Origin of the sequence: Brevibacillus laterosporus LMG 15441 (genome assembly GCF_000219535.2) — a bacterium.
Lineage (GTDB): Bacteria > Bacillota > Bacilli > Brevibacillales > Brevibacillaceae > Brevibacillus_B > Brevibacillus_B halotolerans.
In genome coordinates this window covers 2,272,663-2,285,865 of sequence record NZ_CP007806.1, presented here as the reverse complement: position 1 = coordinate 2,285,865, position 13,203 = coordinate 2,272,663, and the positions used below count along the sequence as shown (strand labels likewise).

General features: G+C 38.9%; 13 protein-coding genes. 3 read left to right on the top strand and 10 right to left on the bottom strand.

The window, feature by feature from the left end:
- Positions 1-65 precede the first annotated feature (65 nt).
- The 5 genes from BRLA_RS10465 to BRLA_RS10445 all read right to left on the bottom strand — a co-directional run bounded on the left by BRLA_RS10465 (position 66) and on the right by BRLA_RS10445 (position 5,751).
- On the bottom strand, positions 66-716 hold the full coding sequence (locus tag BRLA_RS10465; RefSeq protein WP_003337325.1) for a helix-turn-helix transcriptional regulator: 651 nt from the start codon (positions 714-716) through the stop codon (positions 66-68).
- A gap of 95 nt (positions 717-811) precedes the next feature.
- Complete coding sequence (locus BRLA_RS10460; RefSeq protein WP_003337324.1) at positions 812-1,426, bottom strand: superoxide dismutase; 615 nt, start codon at positions 1,424-1,426, stop codon at positions 812-814.
- Positions 1,427-2,045: 619 nt separating this feature from the next.
- A complete protein-coding gene (locus BRLA_RS10455) occupies positions 2,046-2,822 on the bottom strand; it encodes a nucleotidyltransferase domain-containing protein (protein ID WP_003337323.1) in 777 nt (258 codons plus the stop codon).
- A gap of 93 nt (positions 2,823-2,915) precedes the next feature.
- Positions 2,916-3,488, bottom strand: coding sequence for a hypothetical protein (locus tag BRLA_RS10450; protein WP_003337321.1), 573 nt, complete (start codon positions 3,486-3,488; stop codon positions 2,916-2,918).
- Between the two features lie 298 nt (positions 3,489-3,786).
- Positions 3,787-5,751: an AraC family transcriptional regulator gene (locus tag BRLA_RS10445; protein WP_238547461.1), complete on the bottom strand. Its 1,965-nt coding sequence runs from the start codon at positions 5,749-5,751 to the stop codon at positions 3,787-3,789.
- Between the two features lie 481 nt (positions 5,752-6,232).
- Here BRLA_RS10445 and BRLA_RS10440 point away from each other — a divergent pair, with 481 nt between their 5' ends.
- Positions 6,233-7,057, top strand: a complete 825-nt coding sequence (locus tag BRLA_RS10440) for a CPBP family intramembrane glutamic endopeptidase (RefSeq protein ID WP_003337319.1) — start codon at positions 6,233-6,235, stop codon at positions 7,055-7,057.
- Positions 7,058-7,243: 186 nt separating this feature from the next.
- On the opposite strand, the gene BRLA_RS10435 is transcribed toward BRLA_RS10440, so the two are convergent.
- The 3 genes from BRLA_RS10435 to BRLA_RS10425 form a co-directional block, all read right to left on the bottom strand.
- Positions 7,244-7,831, bottom strand: a complete 588-nt coding sequence (locus BRLA_RS10435) for a hypothetical protein (RefSeq protein WP_003337318.1) — start codon at positions 7,829-7,831, stop codon at positions 7,244-7,246.
- A 270-nt stretch (positions 7,832-8,101) separates the two neighbouring features.
- Positions 8,102-8,644: an RNA 2'-phosphotransferase gene (locus BRLA_RS10430; RefSeq protein WP_003337317.1), complete on the bottom strand. Its 543-nt coding sequence runs from the start codon at positions 8,642-8,644 to the stop codon at positions 8,102-8,104.
- Between the two features lie 67 nt (positions 8,645-8,711).
- On the bottom strand, positions 8,712-9,170 hold the full coding sequence (locus tag BRLA_RS10425) for a hypothetical protein (RefSeq protein WP_003337315.1): 459 nt from the start codon (positions 9,168-9,170) through the stop codon (positions 8,712-8,714).
- 328 nt (positions 9,171-9,498) lie between these two features.
- On the opposite strand from BRLA_RS10425, the gene BRLA_RS10420 reads away from it, so the two are divergent.
- Positions 9,499-9,861, top strand: coding sequence for a hypothetical protein (locus BRLA_RS10420; RefSeq protein ID WP_003337314.1), 363 nt, complete (start codon positions 9,499-9,501; stop codon positions 9,859-9,861).
- A gap of 144 nt (positions 9,862-10,005) precedes the next feature.
- Here BRLA_RS10420 and gltS read toward each other — a convergent pair whose 3' ends face one another.
- Positions 10,006-11,193, bottom strand: a complete 1,188-nt coding sequence (gltS, locus tag BRLA_RS10415) for a sodium/glutamate symporter (RefSeq protein ID WP_003337313.1) — start codon at positions 11,191-11,193, stop codon at positions 10,006-10,008.
- Positions 11,177-12,154, bottom strand: a complete 978-nt coding sequence (hutG, locus tag BRLA_RS10410) for a formimidoylglutamase (RefSeq protein WP_003337312.1) — start codon at positions 12,152-12,154, stop codon at positions 11,177-11,179. The genes gltS and hutG overlap by 17 nt, the downstream gene beginning before the upstream one ends.
- Positions 12,155-12,283: 129 nt before the next feature.
- On the opposite strand from hutG, the gene BRLA_RS10405 reads away from it, so the two are divergent.
- Complete coding sequence (locus BRLA_RS10405) at positions 12,284-13,168, top strand: LysR family transcriptional regulator (RefSeq protein WP_003337311.1); 885 nt, start codon at positions 12,284-12,286, stop codon at positions 13,166-13,168.
- Positions 13,169-13,203 lie beyond the last annotated feature (35 nt).

Below are 13,203 nucleotides of genomic sequence, written 5' to 3'. Positions count from 1 at the left end.
CTCCTCCCTATTCATTGATCATTTCCGTTTTCAGCTGCGATTCATCTTTTTCTCCCCCACTAGCCTTAGCTCTTGCCCCTCTCCTTTATCAAATAACGACATCTCATATTCCCGTCTGCAATACATTCCGTACGCTGCACATCGGCGTCAAGCAACGCTGCGAATAGAGCAACCTCACATTGACATGCTTGGCGATTGCGGATTGCAATTTCTACAACAGGACAGTTTGCTTCATCCAATAAATATGTATCATCTTGTTTTTTTTCTAATTTGACCATGTATCCCTCTTGATCCTGAATTTTTGCCAGAGTTGCTACTCTTTCCTCAAAATTTTGTCCTGACATCGCTTCACGGTACTTTTTCTCGATCTTTGCCATTCTCCGTTCAAATAAGCTATTCACTAACGATTCCCCGAACATGTCATTGATCTCCTGAATCAATTCCATGGCCAGACTATCGTATTCATTCGGAAATAATTCTTCGGATAAAACCGTAAGTCGATAGGAATAAGTTGGTCTTCCTACATGCTGACGCAGAATACTAGATTGGATATAACTGTCCTTCTCTAACGCATATAAATGCTTGCGAACAGACATCCTCGTTACTCCCAAATGCTCCGACATTTCCTGGACACTTACTGAACCACGCTTCTTGAGCAACAGCAATATCTCATTTCTTGTTGATTGTTCTCGTAATCGAACCGCGTGTTTGTTCATGGACACCCTTCCTCTCTGAGCAAGATAAGAGATTTATAGTAAAAAACTTTGCAGAAGTATATCTGTCTCTTCTGCAAAGTTTAGAAAATTCAAAATTAACGAATCGCTTCGTTATAACGACGATTAACTTCCTCCCAGTTAACGACATTCCACCAGGAGGAGACAAAATCTGGCCTTTTATTCTGATACTGTAAATAATAAGCATGCTCCCAAACATCGACGACCAGAATCGGCGTTTTATTTTCCATAAAAGGAGTATCCTGATTGGGCGTACTGGTAACTTCCAACTTGTCCCCATTGACAACCAGCCATCCCCATCCCGCTCCGAATCGGCTTACAGCAGCTTTTGTTAGCTCATCCTTCACCTGTGCAAAGCTACCAAAATGCTTTTCAATTCCCTTCGCTATATCACCATCAGGATTCCCGCCCCCAGTTGGGCTCATGATGGACCAGTACAGGCTATGACTATAATGTCCACCTCCATGATTTCGAACCGCTGTACGAATTTCTTCCGGTACATCGTTCAAATTGCTGATCAATTCTTCTACAGTAGCATTCTTGAACTGTGGATAGTTCTCGATTGCCTTGTTCAAATTCGTCACATAGGTTGCATGGTGCTTACCATGATGGATTTCCATGGTTCTGGCATCGAGATAAGGTTCTAACTCGTCATAATTGTATTGCAGCTTCGGTAAAGAAAATGGCTCCATTCAATTATTTCCTCCTATCTTGATTGATTACATCCTTAGTTTACACGATATAAAATATTTTGTATACAACCAAATATTTTTGCCTTACGCAACTTATTTGGTATATATTTCAAAAGGAATATCCACGCATGCCTTTGAACAATTTTGCCTCCCCAAAAATCCTTATAACTTCCCTTCTTAATGGGACATAGACCCATCATTTCGCTCCATCTGAAAGATCGTGTTTGATTTCGAAAATAAGATCAAATTCCACTAAAAAAGAACGCTATATGCATAATAGCGTTCCTTTAATAGAAAGCTGATCAATGCCCTGGATCAGCGTTGATTGCGGTTATTAATAAATTTTTGTAAGAAAAATATACAGCGTACTTATTGCACCCACCTAGTTTCAGGTAATTATGCTCCTTCATTTAGAAATGTAAAAATAGCCGACCATTAAGGCCGGCTATTCAAATTATTCAAACTTGTCCTAGTAAAGTAATTGACTGTAGTGTCTGAAATGATCACAAGAGTAACAAGAATCAATTCTATTATGTATCACTAAACGAAAAAATGATCGAGATCAGATGTCTGTAAACAATCCGTCACCCGATGAAAAAGAGACGCTTCGATAAATCTCTTATTCGAAATCCCAGACTAGCCTTAGGTATTTACGATATACATCATCAAGTTGGGCAGTTGGATCGTTCATTTCACGACTATACGTAGGCGAAATGTCGCTAAGATGTGCAAACCCCTCTTCAATAAAGTCATTTAACACATCAATACGCTTTTCAAGGGCAATTTCTTTTCCAGCCATTTTGCTTTTAAGCAGCTTCTCAATTGCGCTTTTTACCGCTGCATCAGCTACTAATTTATTTACCAATTCTTGAAACAGTATGGGTGGATTCACCTTGTATCTCTCAATCCACATGCAAGCTAGCAAAGGCCGAAGAACATAGAAGTATTTTTTTATTTTTACCTGTTCTCCCTTGAGGTAATCTCTATAATTCCCCTTCGCCATGCCAAGATAGTGATGAATCGAAATTTTTGGAGAAAAAACACGCTCCCTCAGCTTTATCATCTCATCCTTAAATCCATAAGCATCGTGGTAAACGATTTCCGAACTCAGCCATTCCATCAAGGAAGGATTTGACTTTCTAAACAGTCTGAGCGCCTTTTTAATATCCCATCCGTTAATGTCTAGCAAATTAGTAATGGGTACTTCAATTACATCGCGTTTTTCATCGATTGAAAGATACCATTCAGGACGTCTGATATAGACAAAGCGCACGTCATAATCGCTATCTTGTGATGGGAATCCCCATGCCCGGCTTCCGGATTCTACGGCAAATAAAATTCTGATATTGTGTTCTTGTTCCAATTTTTTGATTTCATATTGTATAGCTTCTTTCATCTTTTTCTCCCACTATGAAGTTTATCTATAAATTTTGGTCATACCCTATTTTATCATAAGTTGTAAGATATCCTGCTAGTTTTGGGAGAAATGTTAGCTTGAGTAATCGTAATAGTCTCCTGCTCGATAAAAATTCCCATGTGAATCTCTGTTGGGAAATCCATCTTTATGTGCTGATTTTATTGGCATTTTACTTCCACAGGCATGACACCAGGTCTCAGTCGAATTTTTGTAAATATAATGAACGCCCTTATTCATGCAAATGGGACATTCATATCTTAATTTGTAGCGTTTTGTTCCGTTTGCATCTTCTTTAATTCCTGTTGTAAGATAATCTGCAACATGAACAACATTTTCATGACTTTCATTTGACTTCTTATCCTCCAGCAAATCCGCACTTACTTGTTCTTGGTTCTCATCGTTATTGTCTAGATGCTGTTCTATCTTCTGCTCCTCTTCTTGCTGCATATTTTCAAAGAAATTACTATAGGCCTTACCTATCTTTTCGAACTCGTTTACTGTTTTCAGAATATCCTTGTCCACACCAAAAAGATTAAATACGTTCTGAATAATCACTAATTTAGCTAAATAGTCGTTTTCCTGAAGCTCGATTCCCGCTTCTTTGCCCTTATCATCTTTAATGGAAATTTTGACTAATAATGACATTTTAGACCACCTCGAAAATGATTATAAGCAATAAATGGATAGAAAGCAATTAGGATAGCGTATTATAAGCATTCTTTTCGTAAATAACGGGAAATTCCTCTTTCATAATTATAACGAGTTAAATTGTGAAATATGAAACAAGAACATCCATAAAGCTCATATCTAGCAAAACAGTGAAGCATCCTCTTACATCGACTATGGAAAAGCTCTAGGCTCCCTAACATGTATACGGGACACTTCACTGAGTGATTGCTTTGTTTATTCAAATTTCATTTATAAATAATGTTTCTATACACACTTAGCGCTGACCTGCCAGCCAATCCGCGATTTCCTCTGTTTGTGACAATACTGCGATTGGGTCAAAGTACCAGGATCGCTCTTCTTTCCATATGTATACACGATTGTTTTTGACTGCATCAAGAGAAGCCCAGATCGGATCGGCTTTCAAGTCCTCTAAGGTACGGTCGTCAGAGGTCAGGATGATATAATCGCCTGCATATTGTTGTAGTAACTCATTAGACAGCTCAACCCACTGTTTTTTACTAATTTCGGCTGCTATCGGTGCTGGAGGCTTGAATCCCAATGCTTGATATACAGCTTGACCACCTCGTCCAAAATTGTCCCCGTAAGCATAGGTCCCCTTGGGTGTAAGCTCAAATATAGAAAAGGTAGCATTAGAAGGCACTGCTTTCCTTGCTTTTTCTCTTGCTACAGAAATACGATGATCGTACTCCGCAAGCCATTTTTCAGCTTCTTTTTCCTTACCTAGTAGCTTGCCAAAGTAAGTCAGCTCTTCATGGGCATTTTTTAATTCGCCATAAGGAATTGATATGGTAGGGGCAATCTTGGATAATTGCTGATATCTGCTATGATCTTCTGCCGACCCTGTTACGATCAGGTCTGGTTGTAAATCAATCACCTTTTCCAATGAACCCTCCACATCACCAATATCCTCCACTTCCTTGAGTGCTTCGGCAAAATACGGATTTTTCCGGTGCAGTCCGGGAGTTCCAATGGGGGTAATACCAAGCGCAATAAAACTGCCCAGATACTGGTCAGCTATAATCCTTTGGGGGTTAACGGGAATTCTTATGTCACCGCTAACCGTCGATATTATTTTGGTTGGTGCGCTTTCAGAAGCCTGACCGGAATTCGTTTGAGTAGAATTGTGCGATACTGAGCCAGCAGATGACGATTGATTTCCCGAAGTTGCTGTATTCGTGTTTGAAGTGCCAACAGAACACGCACTGAGAAGCAACGCAAAGCAAAGGAGTAATGTTGCCGTAGTAGTTGACCTAGATTGTTTGTACATCGGTGTAAGTCCCTCTCTCTTATATTGATCATGAATATCACCCTCAATATAGCGCGGACCCTTTTGAACTTCAATGGAGGATCGAATGAAGTTAGAAGGACTTTCTTCTGTTTGATGCTGTAGCTCTCTAACTCTATAACGGGCAGGCGAAACACCCTTGTACTTTTTGAATAGACGCCCAAAATAATACGGGTCCTCATAACCTACACTGACAGCTATTTCACGTAATGTTGCATCCGTTTCTACTAGTAGACTTGCTGCCTTATCCATTCTTATCCGAATCAGATAATGAATCAGACTGTGCCCGGTCTCCTTTTTGAACAAAGCGGATAAGTGGGGAACACTGTAATTCAAAGTCTCTGCAAGGGATTCGAGAGTGATCGATTCCGAGTAATGCTTTTGCATATACATAATCACTTGTGTAGCAATTCCCGGCTCTTTCACATCAATCTCTTGACCTTGGAGCTGCCGCAGAATACTGTAGACAAATGGATAAAACTCTGATTTAACATAAAAACGTTCAATTGACCTTGGTTGTTTCCATTCTTGATTCATAGCTTTCATTTTATGGAATAGTGAGATTGGGTCATTTGGTGAAAAGCTGTACTGTATTTGAAAAGGATTGCTAGTTTCCAACAGTGCCAGAATGTCCTGGCTACATGGACGTGGAAGTGTAGCCTTATATAGAATCATATAGTATTCAAACTCGTCTTCTATCCCTATAATCTCTAAGCATGTCCCCTTCCCGCTATGGAGTACATGGAATCTCTCTGATCGATGAACTTCCCCGTCAAGCAGTATTTGGGCAACACCACGAGTTGCATACAAAAAACTGCTTGTGGGGAGTCGATATGAGCCAAGCTCTTCTCCTACCCTCAGGATCGCATGACGGATATCCAACACCCGAATGAAAGCATGATTCCACAACACAAAATAGTCGTTCATTTGCATAACTGTCATTCATCTCCTTAAAGCACGTACATATCACGACTACCTGAACAAACTATGAGCTCCCCTTGCCATCATGCAAAAATTATGACATCAAGTTGTCAGGAAGCACTGCCGCACACCGCATACAATCCCACCGGATGGTTACCGATAGGATTGTTGCTTTCGTCATCCTAGCTTGTATCATTATGCATCCTTCATTATATATGATAATAGTTATCATTATCAATAAATGCACTGTACGATGAGTTATATCTACCATTCATCAAAGTTAAAAACTACTCCGATCTGTTAATGCTCCCTGCTTCTAAATGTAGAACAATCACGTTATGGATCAGTTATTTGGCAGCAGTAGCTTTCTATGATAATGTTTCAATCGAGTGGTGGAATATTTGTGAAAATAAGGTAATGAGTCTTTCATATACTCATCCAATAGCTTAAAATGGAAAGATATGATAGGTAAAAGATCTAGGAGGCCTCTTCAATGAAAACCATCGTACTCTCCCTACAAGTCATCGCAAAAATAGCACTTACAATCCTAATAGGCTTCCTCACTTCATTTCTCCTCCATGCACTATTGCCTGCCTCACTCAAATATTTGTCTCAAATAGGAATGCTGATTGGCGTATGGATTACCTATCGGCTATTTGAAAGAAAATCTCTTTGGCCTCTAGGATTTGGAAGAGAGGAAAGCTGGAAGCAGCTCATAATGGGTATTGGAATAGGAGCCTGCACAATTTTCCTTTCCTGTGCACTTATTTGGTTATTCGGTGGGGTACAGCTTACAAGCGTTCAAATAGATGTCTATCTTCTGGTGGCTATTCTGTCTACCATTCCCAAGTGGATAGCGGTTGCCATCGTTGAAGAAGGACTGGTGAGAGGATACATTCAGGGACTTGTAAAGGAGTCATTTGGCATGAAAGCTTCAATTCTGCTTACCTCTCTTTTGTTTGCATCTATTCATTTATTTAACACAGGTTCTACCGAGTCACTTCTCCCAATGCTGTTCCTCTTTCTCGATGGCTTATTTCTAGGTGTAATGAGAGAGATGACTGGCAAGCTATGGCTTCCTATTGGTGCTCATTTTATATGGAATTTCTTACAATCTGCTTTTGGATTTGCAGTTTCGGGTGGCGAATCAGGGGCGCCTTCCCTTATAAAGGTTCAACCGATCGGGGATGCCATGCTTTCTGGAGGAGCTTTTGGTGCTGAGGGGAGCTATCTAACTGCTTGCATATTACTGATTACTCTGTTTATTACATGGAAAATATATCGTAAACAAAATGTCAGAGCCATTAGTAGCCTATAAAATACTCGTTTTATGATGCTTTCACTGCTTATACTGGCATAATCCTCTTATTTGCCTACTAGCTAAAAGCGACTGAAAACCAAGCACTTCATTAAACCCCCAGAAACCTTCTGGGGGTCATCAGATTCATGTCACTTTTATACATCTCATCCAAAGTAATTTCGATTCAACTATGAGTAATCACTGTTAACAGGTGTAATCATAGTAATCTCCTGCTCGATAAAAATTCCCGTGTGAATCTCTATTTGGGAATCCATCCTTGTGTGCTGCTTTGATAGGCATCTTACTTCCACAGGAATGGCACCATGTCTCAGTCGAATTTTTGTAAATATAATGTACGCCCTTATTCATACAGATTGGACATTCATATCTTAATTTATAACGTTTTTTGCCATTTGAGTCTTCCTTGATACCTGTAGTTAAGTAATCTGACTCATCAACTGGCTTAGCTTCAGCCTCTTTCGTCTCTTCGATCTCCTGAAAGCTTTTGATCATTTGTTCCCTAATTTGTTCATTATTAACAATGCGTTTTTCCCTTATATCCTTTTCTTCCAACTGCTCTTCTTCTTGTTTCATATTGTCAAAAAAATGACTGTAAGCCTTGCCAATCTTTTCAAATTCGTTCACTGTGTCCAGTATATCTTTATCAACACCAAATAAGTTAAATACATTTTGAACAATAACTAATTTTGCTAGATTATCCGTTTCTTGTAGCTCTATTTCAGCTTCTTTTCCTTTGTCGTCCTTTATGGTAATTTTAACTGTTAATGACATATATTAACCACCTCGCTGATGATTATAAGCAATAAAAGGACACAACGCAATGTAGAATTGCATATTTATACACCTAGTCCATTACATGAACTTTTTTTGACCCTCCTTTCCTTGTTTATAGGGGTAATTCTCTCTTACCAATTCCGCTAATTTCTGTAAAAAACAGCTTCCTTACAGCATTTTGAAGCCTACTTCCAAATGATCTACCTAAAAGTATACTTATCCTTCAAGTCCAAAAAAACGGAATAACAGTATCCTTCTATTTACTCCTTATTCAAGGATTGAAATATACTGCCTATCTATTTTATCCGCCAGCCAAACCATTTCGTTTCCATGATAAAAGGTAACTTTATTCGCCCATGCTTTTTTTGCCTCTATCTTTAAAATAGTCGGATGCGTATCCCTTCTTTTCCCCACTTGTTTTGCAGTCTGAATTTCTTCTGATAGATGAACATATTGTCTTCCTTTAGGTAATAGCCCTTGTTCCAATATCAATGAAACAAATCGTTTTGGTGTACCATGATAAAGAAACTCTGGCGGTTCACTTTCCTCTTTCAAAACTCTTTTCGCTGTTGAGTGGCCATAGAGGGCTCTCATTTTTCCATTTTCCATTTCAAATCGTTTCTTATCAAATTGTGAAATCATAACTTGCAGGTCCTTTTCACTCACATTACGCCATACTGGTTGTTCATGTAGGGAATGCAATAATTGCTCAGTTTGAACCCATCCATATTCATCTAATTCTAATTCATATTCATGTGGTGCATGACGCAAAGCATATGAAATTTCTTTACTCAATTTTTGATAATTCATATTCTACACTTCCTATTTCAATGTTTGTCATTGTATTATGTAAAGCAGCTTCCAGTCCCTACCATTTTCAATATCCAGTTTCTTCTTCAATAATGTCACAGTCAAATATGTGAAGTAAGAATCGAAGAGCATCAGCGCTTCCATAAGGAAATGCCCATGGGTCATATTCAAAGTTCCCTCTATTTTGGTCTATACGTTCACAGCTTATAAGCGTATATTCAGCACTGGCGATTGCATCTAACCATGATTCAAAATCCCATGGTACTTTTAATCTAGGATCTGTATTTCTCTCGTCAACGGATAACGAATTATACAGGCTCCAATGCTCATTCAATTCCTGCTGTGACGGGTTCCAAAACTTTACCAATTGCTCTTTCTTAAAAAATGACTTCCAAAGTACATAGTCACCGTCATGCAGTTTACCAGATTCTTTTGCTGTTTTTAGTTTATGGAACAAGCTTTTTAATTCGTTAAAGGAATCATCATTTGTTATTTTACAGGTGAAATAAAGGAATTCTTTTTTCATTATATCTCCCTATTAGGCTTTATCTGTCGTTGATGTATGGGAACCACTTTTTCGTGCTACATGTAAGCATATTATATCAGTTTGGTCCGATATTCAGATAGTGATTATTTAGAAAAATCTCTAATCGGAATCTACGAATATGCTCGTGTTATTCTTGTTAATAGCCGCCTAAAATTAATTGTTTGTTCGACTTCTGTTCTGTATGTACATATGGTAAAAAATGCATATAATTCAAACATAACCCTTTGTGTAGCAATATTCATATTCATATTCAAAAAATACATATTATTGATTCTCATTGTGGGTGCCTAAATTTGAAGGAGTGGTAATGATGAAGAAAGTAAACATTCTTGCTTCCTCACTAATAGCAGTTTCTTTGATGTTTGGAGCACAAGCTGTTAGTGCACACTCTACTGTTGAACGATCCCCTGACCCAGCACATGCAATTCAACCAAGCATTGTGTATCCTGGTTATAGCATCGTTACGAAAAACCTTGTAGTCGACAATCATCTTTATATTCCAAATACAGGATTTTTTGTAGAAGGAGCACCAGGTACGATTCGACTTGAACCGGATATTGCAAATAACCGAACAAAAGTTATAGCTCTTAATCCTACCCCATTTGAGCCTGCGTTAATTCATGATCATAAAAGTAAAACGACTTATAGGATCCATATAACTTGGTTCTAATTCACAAACAGACCGTGGGCTCCCCCTCCCACGGTCTGTTTTTTGCTTAAAATTAATCTGAACCATATATGACCATACTTGAAATAATCTGAAATACCGCAACTTTTATCCGTCTGAATAAGATAAGGATCATTCTTCATCCTGTTATTTAAATAAATTTATTGTTGTAATAATGATCGGCATACCAAACACATCAATGAGAAAGGCACCGACAACTGGAACGACCAGGTAGGCTTTACGCGAAGGTCCAAATCGCTCAGTCACTGCAGCCATATTCGCCATAGCATTTGGTGTAGCGCCAAGGCCATGACCTGTAAAACCTGCGACCATTACTGCGGCATCATAGTTTTTACCAAGCAATCGGAATAAAATGAAAATCCCAAACAGGACGATAAATACAACTTGTACAAACACGATCAATAGCATTGGAAGTGCAAGATCAGCTACTTCCCATAATTTTATGCTCATGAGTGCCATAGACAGGAAGATTCCGAGTGTCACATCACTAATCAGGTTGATACTCTTCATGTCAATTGCATTCGGATTCCATTTATCTACAATGTTGCGGGCAATAACTGCCACGAACATGGCTCCTACATAACTAGGTAGAACAAAGCCTGTTGCTGATGTAAACAGCTCACCTAAATACGTACCAACTGCCATACAAAATGTAATGAGCAAGACCTGGATGAAGAAGGAGTTTGTCGTAATGGGCTGTGCTTTTTCTTCAACTGTCTCTATCTCATCTTCTATTTCAGTCGGCTTTAGATCGTATTTTGAAATTAAATATTTTACAGTCGGTCCGCCAACTAAGCCCCCCGCCACAAGACCAAAGGTGGCCGCCGCGATCCCAATGGCCAACGCTGATTGAATTCCCATATCTTCAAGGGTTTGTCCAAATGCGCCTGCCGCTCCATGTCCACCTTCCATAGATACTGAGCCTGCCATCATACCAATTAGTGGATGAATCCCGAACAATGAAGCCAAGGAAACCCCAATCACATTTTGTGCTAAAGCCAAGAATCCGCATGCAATCCAGTAAATGACAAGTAGCTTGCCGCCTAGCTTGATGAGTTTAAAGCTTGCTCCCAAACCTACAGTTGTGAAGAAGGTGAGCATGAACAAGCTTTGAAGTGAGGTATCCAATGTAATTTCCAAAAGTCCCATCGCTTTCACGGTCGTTGCAATGATTGCAAACAATAGCCCTCCAACAACTGGTGCCGGGATATAAAATTTTTGCAGAAACCCTGCTTTTTTTACTAGGTATGATCCTACTACTAGTAATGCAACCGCGAGAAAAATCGTATTTACTTGATTAAGTGCTAAAGTCATAGTTGTCTCCCCCTAGAAATCTCGTGATAGCTTCATTCGTCAAATAAGCACCTAACTTTACGGTTCTTCCGTTTTCATCTAAGACAGGATTCACTTCACAAATATCAAAAGAAAGCGTTTTCTTGTGAGCTGTCACTCTGCGAATCAAGGTACGAACAACCATTGGTGTTAATCCAAATGGAGATGGCGCACTGACTCCTGGGGCAAATGCCGCATTTAAAACATCTGTACAAAGCGTAAGCATGACATAATCCTGCTTCTCGATGAATTCGTCTAATGCAGTAATGATGTCTTCCATCCGTTCTTCAGTCATATCTTCTTCATAAATATACTGGGCACCGAGTTCGTCCGCTTTATCAAATAATTCCTGCGTATTCCCGAAACGTTGGATACCAAGTACAAAATATTGGCTATTTTGGTCATTTTCTAATATTTGTCGAAACATCGTACCAGATGAAGGCTGATTTTCATACGAACGTAAATCGAAATGAGCATCAATATTGACGATGCCAAGCGAAGCATCGTTGCCTATATGTTTTCGGACACCTAAATAATGTCCATACAACGTTTCGTGTCCTCCTCCTAAAATAATAGGAGTAGCCGATTTTGAAAAAATTTTCGAGACTGCCAGACCCAATTCTTCCTGAGCATCTTCGAGTTTTTCGTTTTGGCACTGAATATTGCCCACATCGATAATACGTTTACCTTCCTCCAGTTTCCAAGGAAGACTCGCAAGCGCTTGCCTAATAGCATTTGGAGCTTTGACTGCACCTAATCGGCCTTGATTGCGTCTAACTCCTTCTTCACATTCAAAGCCAATAATTGCACATGTGCTATCCTTGGAGGGCTGCAAATTCTCCAAGTCTACCAATTCCACAATTTGATGATAGCGAAAGCTGCTTCTTCTTTCCGTATGATCAGTTCGCCCGGTCCATAAATCAGCTAGAATATTCGTTGCCAATTTATTCACCCTTTCTGAAATTTCTGAAGTAGATTTGTTTTTTGATTATATAATGACAAACTTATTATTTCTAATATATAATTCAAATAATTTAATAGCTTTAAGCTATAAATAAGGAGGGGGTTTCTTTTGGACATCAAACAATTGCATTATTTTGTGACGGTTTCCAATCACTTGAGCTACTCCAAAGCCGCACAAAAACTGCATATTTCACAGCCTTCGTTAAGCAATGCTATTAAAAATTTGGAACAAGAGATTGGCTCCCCACTCCTTGAGCGAAATACAAGAAAAGTAGAACTAACTGACGCTGGTAAAATTTTATATAAAAAATCAATTCTCCTCCTTTCCCAAATGAACATGTTGAAAAAAGAGATGGAGGAGGTAAAACTGACCGGCAGTGGTGATCTAATCATCGGCATCATTGAGTCAGTGAAGCATTGGATTCCAAAAGTGATCCGTAAGTATCAGGATCGTTTTCCTACCATAAACATTAAGCTGATCGAAGTCCTGAGTGGAAAAGCTGTGAAGGAATCATTGAGAAAGTATGATACACATCTACTTATTACAAATCAGTATATAAATGAACCGGATATTGAATCATTGCCTTTATACGATGAAAGATTAGTGCTTGTTCTCCACAAAGATCACCCTCTGGCACAGAAGCGGGGATCTATTCTTTTAGAAGAGTTAGAAAGAGAGCCTTTTATCATTAGTACGGAGGGATTTCAGACAAGAGAAGATATTTTAACAGCCTTTACACTTGAACAAATAACACCGAAAATCAAATTTGAAATTGAACGCTTTGAAACAGCCTTAACACTAGTCAGAGAAAATCTAGGAATTACGATTATCCCCGAAAATTATTTATCTGAGCCAATGGATGAGTGCATCGTATCAAAAACGATTGATTCATCAGCATTGGAGAGGACTGTTTATTTAACGTTTATGAAAAATCGTTATTTGTCTCCCGCGGTCCAAGCCTTTTTGGAAGATATTCGACGGTACTTTGATTGACAAGTGAACCTCAACATATAAAAACTCTATGGAGA